This is a genomic window from Gordonia insulae, from assembly GCF_003855095.1.
GTDB classification, from domain to species: Bacteria; Actinomycetota; Actinomycetes; order Mycobacteriales; family Mycobacteriaceae; genus Gordonia; species Gordonia insulae.
This window is the reverse complement of record NZ_CP033972.1, coordinates 1,070,214-1,085,411: the sequence shown is the minus strand read 5'-3', so window position 1 is coordinate 1,085,411 and position 15,198 is coordinate 1,070,214. Positions and strand designations below refer to the sequence as shown.

Annotated in this window: 12 protein-coding genes; 1 reads left to right on the top strand and 11 read right to left on the bottom strand. The window is 67.9% G+C overall.

All coding sequences use genetic code 11. The features are described 5' to 3' along the window. Positions 1 to 7: 7 nt before the first annotated feature. From D7316_RS04960 to dop, 11 genes are all read right to left on the bottom strand, one after another. Positions 8 to 1,024 carry a DUF4333 domain-containing protein gene (locus D7316_RS04960; RefSeq protein ID WP_124707295.1) on the bottom strand — a complete coding sequence of 339 codons (1,017 nt, stop codon included), beginning with the start codon at positions 1,022 to 1,024 and terminating at the stop codon, positions 8 to 10. Between the two features lie 205 nt (positions 1,025 to 1,229). Beyond that, positions 1,230 to 4,142: a DEAD/DEAH box helicase gene (locus D7316_RS04955; protein ID WP_124707294.1), complete on the bottom strand. Its 2,913-nt coding sequence runs from the start codon at positions 4,140 to 4,142 to the stop codon at positions 1,230 to 1,232. After that, positions 4,139 to 5,104, bottom strand: a complete 966-nt coding sequence (gene tatC / locus D7316_RS04950) for a twin-arginine translocase subunit TatC (protein WP_124707293.1) — start codon at positions 5,102 to 5,104, stop codon at positions 4,139 to 4,141. The genes D7316_RS04955 and tatC overlap by 4 nt, the downstream gene beginning before the upstream one ends. Positions 5,105 to 5,145: 41 nt before the next feature. After that, a complete protein-coding gene (gene tatA / locus D7316_RS04945; protein WP_124707292.1) occupies positions 5,146 to 5,406 on the bottom strand; it encodes a Sec-independent protein translocase subunit TatA in 261 nt (86 codons plus the stop codon). Positions 5,407 to 5,493: 87 nt separating this feature from the next. Then, complete coding sequence (locus D7316_RS04940; RefSeq protein WP_408610065.1) at positions 5,494 to 6,456, bottom strand: helix-turn-helix transcriptional regulator; 963 nt, start codon at positions 6,454 to 6,456, stop codon at positions 5,494 to 5,496. Then, the gene (locus D7316_RS04935) at positions 6,453 to 7,445 is read right to left on the bottom strand and encodes a helix-turn-helix transcriptional regulator (protein WP_124707290.1); all 993 of its coding nucleotides are present in this window, start codon (positions 7,443 to 7,445) and stop codon (positions 6,453 to 6,455) included. Before D7316_RS04935 ends, D7316_RS04940 begins: the two co-directional genes overlap by 4 nt. Positions 7,446 to 7,460: 15 nt before the next feature. Further along, positions 7,461 to 8,819, bottom strand: coding sequence for a Pup--protein ligase (pafA, locus tag D7316_RS04930; RefSeq protein ID WP_124707289.1), 1,359 nt, complete (start codon positions 8,817 to 8,819; stop codon positions 7,461 to 7,463). Between the two features lie 76 nt (positions 8,820 to 8,895). Continuing rightward, positions 8,896 to 9,714, bottom strand: a complete 819-nt coding sequence (gene prcA, locus D7316_RS04925; RefSeq protein ID WP_124707288.1) for a proteasome subunit alpha — start codon at positions 9,712 to 9,714, stop codon at positions 8,896 to 8,898. Further along, positions 9,711 to 10,595, bottom strand: a complete 885-nt coding sequence (gene prcB / locus D7316_RS04920) for a proteasome subunit beta (RefSeq protein WP_124707287.1) — start codon at positions 10,593 to 10,595, stop codon at positions 9,711 to 9,713. Before prcB ends, prcA begins: the two co-directional genes overlap by 4 nt. Further along, complete coding sequence (locus D7316_RS04915; protein ID WP_124707286.1) at positions 10,592 to 10,783, bottom strand: ubiquitin-like protein Pup; 192 nt, start codon at positions 10,781 to 10,783, stop codon at positions 10,592 to 10,594. Before D7316_RS04915 ends, prcB begins: the two co-directional genes overlap by 4 nt. A 176-nt stretch (positions 10,784 to 10,959) precedes the next feature. Further along, a complete protein-coding gene (gene dop / locus D7316_RS04910) occupies positions 10,960 to 12,462 on the bottom strand; it encodes a depupylase/deamidase Dop (protein WP_124707285.1) in 1,503 nt (500 codons plus the stop codon). Positions 12,463 to 12,529: 67 nt separating this feature from the next. Between dop and glgP the strand changes: the two genes are divergently transcribed. Continuing rightward, the gene (gene glgP / locus D7316_RS04905) at positions 12,530 to 15,175 is read left to right on the top strand and encodes an alpha-glucan family phosphorylase (RefSeq protein WP_124711121.1); all 2,646 of its coding nucleotides are present in this window, start codon (positions 12,530 to 12,532) and stop codon (positions 15,173 to 15,175) included. The last annotated feature ends 23 nt before the right edge of the window (positions 15,176 to 15,198 follow it).

The following is a 15,198-nucleotide window of genomic DNA, read 5'->3' as shown; positions in this document are numbered from 1 at the left end:
CGCGCGATCAGCTGGTCGGGCGGGACACCTCGTACTTGCCGTCGTCGTCGAGGAAGGTCACCTTCACCGACTGCTGCTGACCGCCCACGGTGGCGGTGCAGGTGAAGGATGCGCCCTGCTCGACCCGCTGGCCGGACGGGCAGCTGACCTGGCTCACGTCGGTGGCCTGGTAGTCGTCGGTCAGGACCTTCTTGACCCCGTCCTGTACGGCGTCCTGCGAGATCGTCTTGGGCGCCCAGCCCGGTGCGATGAATGCGGTGATCAGCAGGATCGCGGCGATCAGGACCGCGACGCCACCGCCGATCAGCAGGAGATTGCGTGTGCGCTTGTTGCCCGACGGGGTGGCCATCGAGGAGAACTGGTCTCCACCGAACTGTCCGTACGGTGGCTGACCACCGAACTGCTGTGTCGGGCCGGGCTGCGGATAGCCGCCCGGTTGACCGTAACCGGGTTGCTGCGGACCGGCACCGCACTGACCGGGTGCACCCTGCTGTCCGGGTGGGGCGAAGCCGCCGGTCGGGGGATTCCCGTACCCCTGCTCGGGAGCACCGTAGGCACCTGCCTGACCCGGGTTGCCGTAACCCTGGCCCGGCGCTCCGTAGCCCTGCGGCGGATAACCGCCCGCGGCGGGTGGCTGGCCGCTATACCCACCGGACTGCGGCTGGCCGTAACCCTGCGGCTGGCCATACCCCTGCGGCGGTGCGTATCCCTGGCCCCCCGGCTGGCCATAGCCCTGTGGCGGATACGGGGTCGTCGGCGGCTGGCCGTACTGGGCGGTCGGCTGACCATGATTCTGCGGATACCCCGACGGTGCGGCCTCCTGGGGCTGACCGGCCGGAGCCGACGATGACGACTCGGCGGGCCGGGTGCCCTGGCCGGTGGGGATGACCGTGGTGCTGTCTCCGGGCGGGGTGTCGGGCAGACCGACCACCTCGGTCTTGCCGGTGTCGGCGGACCCGGCCGGATCCGGGCCACCCGCCTGCGGTGTTCCGGTCGGACGGGTGGGATCGTTCGGCTCACTCATGGGTCTCTCCCGCTCTGCCCGGTGACTGGGCACCGATACGCCTGGACATGGTGGTCGGCGAGCTGTGTTGCGCCACCCCTGGTGTTGTCACTGCGGATGCGCCGAATCGACCCACCCGTGCTCCCGACCGCGTGGAGAAGGTTACCTCACTCCCCTATCACCCTCAGTCATCTGACAGGCGTGTGGAACCGTCGATGCGGGCTCGTCAGCCCAGTTCGGCGGCCACCACACCACGACGGATGCCGGACACCGCGGACCGCGCCGAGCCGGCCAGTCGGGTGTCGGCACCCGCACCCAGTCGGACCTGCTCCAGGAGATCGATCACCTGCCGATTCCAGCGGACGAAATCACCCGGCGACAACAACTGACCGCGCTCACCGGCGGCGGCCAGCGATTCGGTCAACGAACGCCCGGATGCCCAGAGCGACACCGCAACCGAGAAGCCGGTGTCGGGTTCACGGGTCGAGTCGACATGGTGGCGGGACTCGGTGGCGGTGACCTCACGCCAGATCTCGATGGTGCGGGCGAGGGCACCGCGGAGCGCGACGCTGCCCGGCATCGCGTCGGCACCGGAATAGCTCTCCCGGCGTGCCTCGAAGACCATCGCCGCCACCACGGCGGCCAGCTCGTTGGGCGCGAGTTCATCCCAGACACCCGCGCGGATGCACTCGGTGACCAGCAGGTCGCTCTCGCTGTAGATTCGGCTGAGCAGATGACCCGCCTTGGTCACCGACGCGCGCCCGGCGCCCGACCGATCGGTGCCGACATCGAGGTAACCCAATTCCGCGAGGACCCCGACGATCCGCTCGAACTGCACGCCCAGCGTCGACGTCTTCTCGGCGATGACGCGTTCCGCCGAGACGATCTCACGCAGCACCCGGTTACGTCGCTCGGCCAGCCGGAACAACTCGTCGTCGTTGCCCAGCCGATGGGCCGGGTGGGCCCGCAATGCCGAACGCAGCCTGGCGAGTTCGCGGTCGTCGGCGGCAGGTGCGCGTTTCTTCGACCGTCCACGCGGCGCCTCGATACCCGTCGATCGCAGGGCCGAGGCGAGGTCGCGGCGCCCCCGACCGGTCCGTCGGTCGACGTGCTTGGGCAACCGCATGTTGCCCAGCACCTCCGGCGGGTTGACGAAATCACGGGTACCGACGCGACCGCACCAGGCGTCCTCGCTCAGCACCAGGGGCTTCGGATCCAGCGACTGCGTCGCGGCCTCGAGCACCACCGCGAGACCACGGTGCCGCCCGCCCTGCAGGCCGATCACGTGTCCGCGCTTCAACGCCGCCAGATCGGCGACCGTCGACTGCGCGTTGGCGGCCCGCCGCTCGAACTTGAGGTCGCGCTCCCGGCGCCGGATGTCCTCGCGCAGCTGCACATAGCCGAGGAATCCACTGTGCGGATCACCGTCACCCGGATCCTCGATGCCCGGCTCATCCACATCGTCGATCACGACACCCGGTTCCAGGCCCCGATTGGCGGCCGCACCGGTCAGCTCGACGTCGAGCTTGCGGAGGCGGCGGCGCGACTCCTCGACCCGATGCGCCTGCCCGACCACCGACCGATCGGCCTGGAACTGTGCGAACGACCGATTGAGCAATTCGCGTGACCCGTCGAGACCCAATCGCCCGATCAGGTTGACCGCCATGTTGTATTCGGGCTGGAAGGAACTGCGCAGCGGGAACGTACGGGCACCGGCCAGTCCGGCGACCTGTTCGGGCACCGTCTCCGGCGTCCACACCACCACCGCGTGCCCTTCGACGTCGATGCCCCGTCGCCCGGCCCGGCCGGTCAGCTGTGTGTACTCGCCGGGGGTGAGGTCGACATGGGCTTCGCCGTTGTACTTCACGAGTCGCTCGAGCACGACGGTCCGCGCCGGCATGTTGATGCCCAGTGCGAGGGTTTCCGTCGCGAAGACCATCTTCACCAGACCGCGGGTGAACAGGGCTTCCACCGCGTGCCGGAACGTCGGCAACAGGCCGGCATGATGCGCCGCGAAACCCCGCCGCAGACCGGCCCGCCACTCCCCGACCCCGAGGATGTCCTCATCGGTCGGCGAAAGCTCCGCGACATGGCGATCGACCACCGCGTCGACCTCCATCGACTCCTCGGGGGTCAACAGGTTCAGGCCGGATCGCAGACACTGTGCGAGCGCGCCGTCGCAGCCGGCGCGAGAGAAGATGAACCCGATCGCCGGCAACAGACCCTCGCGGTCGAGTCGCGCGACCAGGTCGGGCCGCGACGGTGGTCGTATCCCGCCGCCGCGTCGTCCACCCCGGGTCGCCGGACCCCGGCGACCGCGGCCGGACGACCGGTCGTCACGATCATCGATCGTCAGCATGCGGTGCCGGATATAGCGTTTGAGTTCGGGATTGACCTGCGATCGGCCCGCTCGCTCCGCTCCCGGCGCCGTTGCCGATCGGCCCGCTCGCTCCGCTCCCGGCGCCGTTGCCGATCGGCCCGCTCGCTCCGCTCCCGGCGCCGGCACCACGGTGGTCGGGTCAAAGAGGTCGAACATCCGACCACCCACGAGCATGTGCTGGGTCAGCGGGACCGGGCGGTGTTCGTCGACGATGACTGCGGTGTCGCCGCGCACCGTCTGAATCCAGTCGCCGAACTCCTCGGCGTTGCTGACCGTCGCGGACAGGCTGACCACCCGCACCGACGGCTCGAGATGCAGGATGACCTCCTCCCACACCGCCCCACGGAACCGGTCGGCGAGGAAGTGAACCTCGTCCATCACGACATGTGACAGTCCCTGCAACGCGCGAGATCGGGCGTAGATCATGTTGCGCACGACCTCGGTCGTCATGACGACGACGGGTGCATCCGCGTTGATCGAGATGTCACCGGTGAGCAGACCCACCGACTCGGCCCCGTGAACGGCGACGAGGTCGGCGTACTTCTGATTGCTCAGCGCCTTGATCGGGGTGGTGTAGAAGCACTTCGTGCCGCCGGCGAGCGCCAGGTGGACCGCGAACTCACCGACGATCGTCTTGCCGGCCCCGGTCGGCGCACACACCAGGACGCCGTGCCCACCCTCGAGCGCGACGCACGCACGTCGCTGGAAGTCATCGAGGCGGAAGGTCAGCCGGTCGGTGAAATCGTCGAGCCGGGTCACAGGATGTCGTCGAAGGTGTCGCGGTCGCGCACCGATGAGCGGACCGTCACGGGTGCAGGTGCGGGGATCGGTGCCGTGGCGGGTTCGCGCGACGACGTCGTCAACGGGCTCGCCTCGTCGTCCGACAGCGCAGCCCAGTCCGGTTCGTTGCGGGCGCGCCGCTTGTCGTGGAGGCGGGTGACCTGGATCGCGAACTCGAGCAATACACACAGCGCACCGGCGAGCGCGAGCATGGTGAACGGGTCGGAACCGGGCGTCACGATCGCCGCGAACACGAACATCGCGAACAGCAGCCCCCGCCGCCACTTCTTCAATTTCGCGTAGCTGAGCACGCCGATCAGGTTCAGCGCGATGATGAGCAGGGGCATCTCGAAGCTGACGCCGAAGATGATCAGCAGGTGCAGCATGAAGTTGAAGTACTGGTCACCCGCGAGAGCGGTCACCTGGACGTCGCTGCCGACGGTCAGCAGGAAATGGAAAGCCTTGGCGACGACCAGGTAGGCCATGACGGCGCCGGTGACGAACAGGAGTGCGGCCGCCGACACGAACCCGTACGCATAACGCCGTTCCTTGTCGAGCAAACCGGGCGTGATGAACTGCCAGAGCTGGTAGAACCACACCGGGCACGCCAACACGACACCGGCCGTTAGTGCGACCTTGAGTCGCAACATGAACTGGTCGAAGGGGCCGGTGGCCAACAGACGGCAGGCGTCGTCGGCAGTGAGCGACGCACGGGACGACGGTGGTAGCGAACAGTACGGGCCGCGCAGCAGCTCGCCGAGCGACTCCAAGCCGAGGAAGCCGTGCGAATACCAGACGAAGCCGATGATCGTGGTCAGCAGGACCGCGAGCATCGAGATGACGACACGCGTGCGCAACTCGTAAAGATGCTCGACCAACGACATCGTGCCGTCGGGATTGATCTTTCGTTTGCGCTGTCTCGGGTCAAACGGAATACGCACTACTCACCGAGCCCCGGCCTCTTTAACGCCTCGACGTGTGTCTACGCGGACTTCTTCACATCGTCGGTCGGAGCCGTGGTGGTCGGCGGCACCTCGCCGGACGGAAGTTCGCGCGGGGTGGGAGCAGGCGTGGCGGTGTCGGTATCCGGCTTGCCGTCGTTCTGCATCTCCTTGACCTCACTCTTGAAGATGCGCATCGAGCGGCCGAGGCCGCGAGCCGCGTCGGGCAGCTTCTTCGATCCGAACAAGATGAGGAAAGCCAGCAGCACTAGGATGATGTGCCAAGGCTGAATGGCGCCCATGTTTCTACCTCCGATTCGCGATGTTTCCCATGCTACCCGAGCGCGCCGACGTCACGTCACACTCGGTCATCTGTCCTGCTTCCGACGCTACCGATACCGGGCCCGCGCCGCTGCCGCGACCTCGCCGACGCGCGACGCGATGCCGGCGTCGGAGACCAGCCGCACCCGGCCACCGAAGCCGAGCACGAAGCGTGTGAGCCATTCCGGCGACCCGTAGACCAGCCGGGCACGGACCGGGGCCGCCGGATCGGGACGGTTGTCGGCCGGCTCGAGCGGTTCGATCATGAAGTAGTCGAGGATCCAGAGCACCGACGGGTCGATCTCGATCTCGGCCGACGGCAGATCAGGGTTGTCGGACAGGATCGCCGACTGGGGGTTCGCCGTCGCGTCGGCGGGCGGTGCGGACGGTTCGTCGAGCACGTCGGCGGACTCGACGCGATCGAACCGGAACAGCCGGACACCGTCGCTCTTGCGGCACCACGCCTCGAGATAGGTGTTGTTGTCCATCGTCTGCAGGCGAATGGGATCGACGGTGCGCTCGGTGACGCTGTCCCGGGTGGCCGAATAGTAGCGGATGCCAAGGGCGCGACCGGTTCTCACCGCGTCGCGGATGGTCGCATACGTCGGGTTGTCGGTGTCGTCACCGTCGTCGCCGGTCGCGACAGCGGTCTCCGACGAGCCGACCGCCTGCTCGATCTTGGCGATCGCCCGGCGGGCGGCGGCACGGTCGACCGCACCGGGCATGTCCAGCAGTGCGCGCAGCGCGACGAGCATGGTGCTCGCCTCGGTGGTCGTGAGCCGCAACGGCCGGTCCATGCCCGCGGTGAAGCCCACCTCGACGAACCCCTGCTCGAACTGCAGGTCGATGAGGTCGTCCGGGAAGTGCCCGGGCAGGCCGCAGACGAACAGCAGCTCGAGGTCCCTGGTCAGCTGTTTCGGCGTGATACCGAGATCGCGGGCTGCCTGTTCGACGGCGATCCCACGGCGTGCGGCGAAGTACGGCACCATCGCGAGCAACCGGCTCAGTCGATCAGGACGCGGCGCCATCAGGCTTGCACCTGCACCAGTCGGTCCAGACCGGCGACCACCGTGTCGCGCAGCTCCGGGGGTGACAACGCGACCGCGTCGGCCCCTGCGCCGAGGACCATCCGGGCCAGCGTCGGCAATGAGCCGATCTCCACCTCGAGGACGTCGCCGGCGACGCCGTCGAGCTCGTGTGCGGCGGAGCCCGCCGCGAGCCGACGCAGGCCGGCAGCGCGGTCGGCCGCCACCCAGATCTGCGCGGTCCGGCCGTCGGTTCCCGTCGCGGAGTCGACCGCGGCCGTCACGATCTGCTGCAGGTCGGTGTCCGCCGGAACGGTGACATCGCCCGCGGTGCCGATCGCCACGACGTCGGAGATGCGCGACAGCCGGAACGTCCGGGTGGCGTCGCGGTCGCGGTCGTGACCGACGACGTACCAGCGACCGCGATGAGTGACCACACCCCACGGCTCGAACGTGCGGGTGGCCGCGGTCGACGCGGCCCCCGGACGGTAGGTGAAGGTCACCGCCTGGGACGTACCGATCGCCGAGAGCACGGTCGCCAGCGCGGATTCCGACCCCATCGATCGGGCCGACAGTGCCGCGGAGAAGTCGATCTCGTCGTCGGCGCGCACATCGATGCCGGCGGCCCGGAGCTTGAGTACCGCGGTCTGGGAGATCGCGGAGATCTCCGGTGCGTCCCAGAGGGCGGCGGCCATCGCGACGACGGCCGCCTCCGGACGTTCGAGGGTGATGTCGGGAAGTTCGTAACTGTCCCGGTTGATCCGGTAGCCGTCGCCACCCCCGGACATCCGGTCCCGGCCGGTGACCAGGGGGATGCCGAGATCGCGGAGCTCGGTCTTGTCGCGCTCGAACATGCGGTTGAAGGCCTCGGCCGACTGCCCGTCGTCGTTGTAGCCCTTGACGTTGCGACGGATGTACTCCGCGGTCACGAACTGGCGCGTCGACAGCAGGCAGATCACGAGGTTGAGTAGGCGCTCAACTTTCGGGGTTGCCACCCGCACAGCTTACGATCACATGGATGCGATCAGACGATCGACGCGCTCGTCGACGCTGCGGAACGGGTCCTTGCAGAGCACGGTCCGCTGCGCCTGATCGTTGAGTTTCAGATGGACCCAGTCGACGGTGAAGTCGCGGCCGGCTTTCTGTGCTGCGGAGATGAAGTCGCCCCGCAGCTTGGCCCGCGTGGTCTGTGGCGGTTCGTTGACCGCGGTGGCGATCGCCTCGTCGGTGGTGGCCCGGGTGACGAGCCCCTTGCGGGTGAGCACGTCGAAGACACCACGCCCGCGTTTGATGTCATGGAACGCCAGATCGAGCTGGGCGATCTTGGGGTCCGACAGGTCCATCGAGTAGCGGTCCTGGTAGCGCTGGAACAGCTTGCGCTTGATCACCCAGTCGACCTCGGTGTCGACGGTGGAGAAGTCGGTGCTCTCGACCGCGTCGAGCATCCGGCCCCACAGGTCGACGACCTTGTCCATCTCAGGATCCGGCCGCCGATTGGTCATGTGCTCGACCGCCCGTGCGTGATACTCGCGCTGGATGTCGAGGGCGCTGGCCTGGCGCCCACCGGCGAGCCGGACGGGGCGACGGCCGGTCGGGTCGTGACTGACCTCGCGGATGGCGCGGATCGGGTTGTCGAGCGCGAAGTCGCGGAACGCGACGCCGGCCTCGATCATCTCGAGCACGAGCGCGGCCGACCCGACCTTGAGCATCGTGGTCATCTCGGACATGTTGGAATCGCCCACGATGACGTGGAGCCTGCGGTACTTCTCCGCGTCGGCGTGCGGCTCATCGCGGGTGTTGATGATCGGGCGCGACCTGGTGGTCGCCGACGACACGCCCTCCCAGATGTGTTCGGCACGCTGCGAGAGGCAGAAGGTGGCCGCCTTGGGTGTCTGCAGAACCTTGCCTGCGCCGCAGATCAGCTGCCGGGTCACCAGGAACGGCAGCAGGACGTCGGAGATCCGGGAGAACTCGCCCGCGCGAACCACCAGGTAGTTCTCGTGGCAGCCATAGGAGTTGCCTGCCGAATCGGTGTTGTTCTTGAACAGGTAGATGTCTCCGCCGATCCCCTCGTCCGCGAGCCGCTGCTCGGCGTCGATGAGGAGATCCTCGAGGACCAGCTCCCCCGCCCGATCATGATTGATCAGCTGGATGAGGCTGTCACACTCTGCTGTCGCGTACTCCGGATGCGACCCGACGTCGAGGTAGAGCCGGGCACCGTTCTGCAGGAACACGTTGGACGAACGACCCCAGGAGACGACCCGGCGGAACAGGTACCGGGCGACCTCGTCAGGACTCAGTCGACGATGGCCGTGAAAGGTACATGTGACACCGAATTCCGTCTCGATACCCATGATTCGACGCTGCACACCCACAACCCTACCCGCGGACCAACGTACAGACCGGGCGACGCGACGGGTGTTCGCGTCGCCCGATCGGTACCGATCAGGATTCGGTGTCGGTCGACGGCGAATCGGTGGCCGCCGACGCGTCGTCGGCAGTGGACCCGGACGCCGGCGATACGGCCGGCAGCACGTCGGTCAGCGCGGAGTTGGTGAGCCGTTTGAACGCGCGTCGTGGGCGATTCCGGTCGAGGATCGCGACCTCGAGATCGGAGGCGGTGAGCTCGCGGGGCGCCGGAACCGTGGTGGCCGTGGACGACGACGTCGATGAACTCGACGCGCTCTCGGCCGGTGTGGAGAGCGCCTTCACCGCGAGGGCGAGTGCCGCGGACAGATCCAGATCCGCCTCGTAGCTCTCCCGTAGGGCCGCGGTGATGGCGTCGTTGGCGCCACCCATCACCAGGAACCGCGTCTCGTCGGCGATCGACCCGTCGTACGAGATCCGGTACAGCTGCGAGGGCTTCGGCTTGCCGTACCTGGCGACCTCGGCGACGCAGAGTTCCACCTCATACGGCTTCGCCTGCTCGGTGAAGACCGAACCGAGCGCGTTGGCATATGTGTTGGCCAAGGAGAGCGCCGACACGTCCGCGCGGTCGTAGCTGTACCCGCGCATGTCGGCGAGCTGGATACCCGCCTTGCGCAGACTCTCGAATTCGTTGTACTTGCCGACCGCGGCGAAACCGATGCGATCGTAGATCTCGCTCGTCTTGCGCAGTGTGTTCGACGGGTTCTCCGCGACGAACAGGACACCATCGGCGTAGGTCAGCGCGATCACGCTGCGGCCGCGGGCGATCCCCTTGCGCGCCAACTCCGAGCGGTCGCGCATGATCTGCTCGGCACTGGCGTAATACGGGAACGTCATCGCGCACCCCCCTCGTGCTCGGCGGACCGACGTTCGACGACGGCGCGCGCCGCCGCTTCGATCGCGTCGGGTTCCACCTCACGGGCCCCCTGCGCACCGACGACCGCCGCCATCGGGAAGATCTTGCGCACGATGTCGGGTCCGCCGGTCGCCGAGTCGTCGTCTGCGGCGTCGTAGAGCGACTCGACGGCGATGGCGAGAGCGTCGTCCTCGGTCAGGTCGTGGCGGTACAGCTTCTTCAGCGACGACTTGGCGAACACCGACCCCGAGCCGATGGCCTGATAGCCACCGAACTCCTCGTGCCGGTCGCCAGCGATGTCGAAGGAGAAGATCCGTCCGCGTTCGGAGGGATCGTCGTGATCGATGTCGTAGCCGACGAGCAGCGGGACCGCCGCCAGGCCCTGCATCGCCGCGCCCAGGTTCCCGCGGACCATCGACGCGAGGCGACTGACCTTGCCGTCGAGGGTCAGCGGGACGCCCTCGATCTTCTCGTAATGCTCGAGTTCGACCGCGAACAGCCGCACCATCTCGATCGCGATCCCCGCGGTACCGGCGATACCCGCCGCCGAGTACTCGTCGGTGATGTAGACCTTCTTCACGTCGCGGGTGGCGATGAGGTTGCCCATCGTCGCGCGCCGGTCGCCCGCGAGGATCACCCCGCCCGGATACGACACGGCGACGATCGTGGTGCCGTGTGGGATCTCCTCGGTCGGCGACGCGCTCATCGTCATCCGGTCAGCCCGGTGCTGCGGCAACTGTTCCGGGGCATGGAGCCGGAGGTAGTCGCTGAAGGATGAGATCTCCGCGCCCAGAAGCGACGAGATGGGAGATGCGGATCGCGCTGATTGGTTGGGGTGCAGTGAACCGAACCGATCGCTCACTGGCCGCCCTTCTGCACGTAGGCGCGGACGAAGTCCTCGGCGTTCTCCTCGAGCACGTCGTCGATCTCGTCGAGCAGGTCGTCGGTGTCCTCGGCGAGCTTTTCACGGCGTTCCTGGCCGGCACTGCCGTCCGAACCGATGTCGCCATCGTCGTCGCCACCACCGCGCTTGGTCTGTTCCTGCGCCATCTGCTGCCTCCTTCGACTCACCCGGGCCCGCTCATTGCGCTTCCGGCACCGATCCGCCCTGTCGGGCGTCGACCCGTCTCACAACGAGGCGGATCTCGAAATCGTGTGACTCCCTACCCTACCGGTGCGCACGCCCCCGCGGGCGGAAGCGAAACACCGATGGACGAGCGGGTTCGTCAGGGCGTGGTCAGTTGGTCCACGAGTTCGGCGGCCGAGTCGACCGAATCCAACAGCTTCCCGACGTGCGCCCGGCTGCCGCGCAGCGGTTCGAGTGTCGGGATCCGGACCAATGAGTCGCCGCCCAGATCGAAGATGACCGAATCCCAACTGGCAGCAGCGACGTCCGCGCCGAACCGCCGCAGGCATTCACCGCGGAAGTACGCACGGGTGTTCTCCGGCGGCTGGCTGATGGCCCGCATGACATCGTTCTCGTCGACGAGCCGCTTCATCGAGCCGCGCGCCACCAGGCGGTTGTAGAGGCCCTTGTCCAGACGGACATCCGAGTACTGCAGGTCGATCAGTTGCAGCCGCGGCGCCGACCATCCGAGCCCCTCGCGCTGCCGGAAACCCTCCAGGATGCGCAGCTTGGCCGGCCAGTCCAGGATGTCCGCGCATTCCAGCGGATCGCGTTCCAGCTTGTCCAGTACCTCGGCCCAGGTCTCGAGCACGTGCGCAGCACGTGTGTCGTCGGAGTGCTCGGCGTCGTGGAACTTCATGCACCGTTCGAGGTACTCCCGCTGCAGCGCGAGCGCCGTCAGTTCGCGGCCGTCGGTCAACGCGACGGTCGTGGTGAGTCCGGGATCGTGGCTGATGGTGTGCACCGCCTGCACCGGCCGCGCCAACTCGATGTCGGAGAAGTCGACGCCCGCCTCGATGAGATCGAGCACGAGTGCGGTGGTGCCGACCTTCAGATACGTGGCGGTCTCGGCGAGGTTGGCATCGCCGATGATGACGTGCAACCGGCGATACCGCTCCGGGTCGGCGTGCGGCTCGTCGCGGGTGTTGATGATGCCGCGCTTGAGCGTGGTCTCCAGACCGACCTCGACCTCGATGTAGTCGGACCGCTGGGACAACTGGTATCCGGCCTCATCGCCGGACTGGCCGATGCCGACCCGGCCGGAGCCGGTGATGACCTGGCGCGACGCGAAGAACGTGGTGAGCCCGGCGATGACCGCGGTGAACGGGGTCTCGCGGTTCATCAGATAGTTCTCGTGGGTGCCGTAGGACGCGCCCTTGCCGTCGATGTTGTTCTTGTAGAGCTGCAGGCGCGGTGCACCCGGGACGCTGGCGACATGCCGTGCGGCCGCCTCCATGACCCGCTCACCGGCCTTGTCCCAGATGACCGCGTCCATCGGATCGGTCACCTCGGGCGCCGAGTACTCGGGGTGCGCGTGGTCGACGTAGAGACGGGCACCGTTGGTGAGGATCATGTTGGCCGCGCCGATCTCGTCGGCGTCGATGATCGGCGCGGGTCCCGAGCCCCGGCCGAGGTCGAAGCCGCGGGCGTCGCGCAACGGGGATTCCACCTCATAATCCCAGCGTGTGCGCTTGGCGCGGGGAACTCCGGCGGCGGCGGCATAGGCCAGCACGGCCTGGGTGGACGTCATGATCGGATTCGCGGTCGGGTCGCCGGGGGCGGAGATGCCGTACTCGACCTCGGTACCGATGATTCGCTGCATACGACGAGGGTAGATGTTCATTTCGGTTGAGTCGCAGTCCCGGTCCCTGCTGGGTACCGTCTACCCGGTGAAAGCCTTCCGCCGGTTCACGGTTCGGGTGCCCCTGCCGACCGAGCTCGCCGACCTCACCGCACTTGCCCACAATCTGCGCTGGGTGTGGCACGCGCCCACCCAGGAACTGTTCGAGTCGATCGACCCGGACCTCTGGCGCGACACCGCGGACCCGCTGCGCCTGCTCGCCGAGGTCGATCCGGAGCGGTTCGCGGAGCTCGCGGCCGACCCCGGTTTCCGCGACCGCCTCACCGCCGCGGCCGACGACCTCTCCCGCTACATCGACGACCCACGCTGGTTCGGCGACGATTACATCGCCGACCTCGGTCCGGAAAGCGTTGCGCCGCAGGGTATTGCCTACTTCTCGATGGAGTTCGGCATCTCCGAGGTGCTGCCCATCTACTCGGGTGGCCTGGGCATCCTGGCCGGGGACCACCTCAAGGCCGCGTCCGATCTCGGCCTGCCGCTGATCGGGGTCGGCCTTTTCTACCGGTCGGGCTACTTCCACCAGAGCCTGTCCCACGACGGCTGGCAGATCGAGCGCTACCCGGTCAACGACCCGACGTCACTTCCCCTCACGATGCTCACCGACGGCGACGAACCCGTCGTCGTGACGATCTCGATGCCCGGCGGCCGCACCCTGCGCGCCCAGGTCTGGGTCGCGACCGTGGGTCGCATCCCGCTGTTGCTGCTCGACTCGGATGTGCCGCCCAACGACGAGGAACTGCGCAGTGTCACCGATCGGCTCTACGGCGGCGACCAGGATCACCGAATCAAGCAGGAGATCCTGCTCGGCATCGGCGGTGTACGCGCGGTCCGCGAGTACGTCCGGCTCAGTGGACATGCCGAACCGACCGTGTTCCACATGAACGAGGGCCACGCCGGGTTCCTCGGTGTGGAGCGGATCCGAGAACTCATCAGCGGCGCCGATGCGCTCGACTTCGACACCGCCGAGGCGGTGGTGCGGGCCTCGAACATCTTCACCACGCACACCCCGGTGCCGGCGGGCATCGACAGGTTCCCCCGCGACATGGTGCGGTATTACCTCGACGCCGACGAGCGCGGCTGTTCCCGGCTGCTGCCGGGCCTGGAGACCACCATGGTCGTCGATCTCGGCGACGAGGCCGATCCCGGCGTGTTCAACATGGCGCACATGGGGTTTCGGCTCGGCCAGCGCAGCAACGGGGTGTCGCAGTTGCACGGCGAGGTCAGCCGGGCGATGTTCGCGGACCTCTGGCCGGGTTTCGACGCCGACGAGGTGCCGATCGGCGCGGTGACCAACGGCGTGCACGGGCCGACCTGGATCGCCCGGCGGTGGCAGGAACTCGCCGGTGGTGACGACGACGGCGGGGCGGCGGCCGTGGCCGGCCTCCCGTCCGCGGAGATCTGGCGGATCCGTTCCACGCTGCGCGCCGAGCTGGTGGACGAGGTCCGACGACGCACCCATGCGAGCGGCCGGGAACGTGGCTTCACCGATGCAGAACTCGGGTGGACCGCCGACATCTTCGATCCGAACGCGTTGACGATCGGATTCGCCCGCCGCGCCGCGACCTACAAGCGCCTCACCCTGATGCTGCGCGATCCCGACCGCATGCGCCGCATCCTCACCGACCCGGACCGACCGGTGCAGTTGGTCATCGGCGGCAAGGCGCATCCCGCGGACGACGGCGGCAAGGCACTCATCCAGCAGGTGGTGCGGTTCACCGACGATCCCGACCTCCGTGATCGCATCGTGTTCCTCCCCGACTACGACATCTCCATGGCGCGCGACATCTACGCGGGGTGCGATGTCTGGCTGAACAATCCGGTGCGCCCGATGGAGGCCTGCGGGACATCAGGCATGAAGTCGGCGATGAACGGCGGTCTGAACCTGTCGATCATGGACGGCTGGTGGGACGAGATGGCCGATGGCGAGAACGGATGGGCCATACCGTCGGCGGAGGGTGTGGCCGACGAACACCGACGCGATGACCTCGAGGCCGAGGCCCTGTATTCCTTGCTCGAGGAGTCGGTGATCCCGCTGTTCTACAACCGCTCCGCCGACGGCGTGCCCGAGCGGTGGGTCGACATGGTGCGGCACACGCTGACCCGACTCGGCCCCGAGGTGCAGGCGTCACGGATGGTCCGCGACTACACGACCGCGTTGTACGGTCCGGCGTCCACCCAGTTCGCGTCGATCTGCGCCGACGGGTTCGCGCCGGCCCGCGACCTCGCCGACTACCGGAAGGTCCTCGACCGCAGCTGGTCGTCGGTGCAGATCGCCGGTATCGACGAATCCGGTTCCGGGGCCTCGCTCGACCACGACAGCCCACAACGGGTGAGTCTGACGCTCACCGCCCATGTGGCACTGGGTGAGTTGAGCCCGGAGCGGGTGCGCGTGCAGGCACTCGTCGGGCGGGTCACCGATGCCGGTGAGATCGTCGACCCGGTCATCGCCGAGATGGACCCGACATCGGGTACCGACCCGTCGGGGCGGACGCTGTTCGTCGCGACGATCTCACCCGCCCGGTCCGGCCGTCACGGATACACCGCCCGGGTGTTGCCGCGGCACCCGCAGCTGTCCGACGACGCCGAACTCGGGTTGGTCCGCTACCCCGTGGGCACCGCCGAGGACGCCGGCCCTGGTCGCACCGACGTGCTGGTTCCCGGCGCCAACACCTGACCGCACGCAGACGCAGACGGAGG

Coding starts and splice junctions, on each gene's coding strand:
- D7316_RS04960 (WP_124707295.1), bottom strand. CDS start 1,024: ATGAGTGAGCCGAACGATCCCACCCGTCCGACCGGAACACCGCAGGCG.
- dop (WP_124707285.1), bottom strand. CDS start 12,462: ATGCAGCGAATCATCGGTACCGAGGTCGAGTACGGCATCTCCGCCCCC.
- tatA (WP_124707292.1), bottom strand. CDS start 5,406: ATGGGCGCCATTCAGCCTTGGCACATCATCCTAGTGCTGCTGGCTTTC.
- D7316_RS04915 (WP_124707286.1), bottom strand. CDS start 10,783: ATGGCGCAGGAACAGACCAAGCGCGGTGGTGGCGACGACGATGGCGAC.
- prcA (WP_124707288.1), bottom strand. CDS start 9,714: ATGACGTTCCCGTATTACGCCAGTGCCGAGCAGATCATGCGCGACCGC.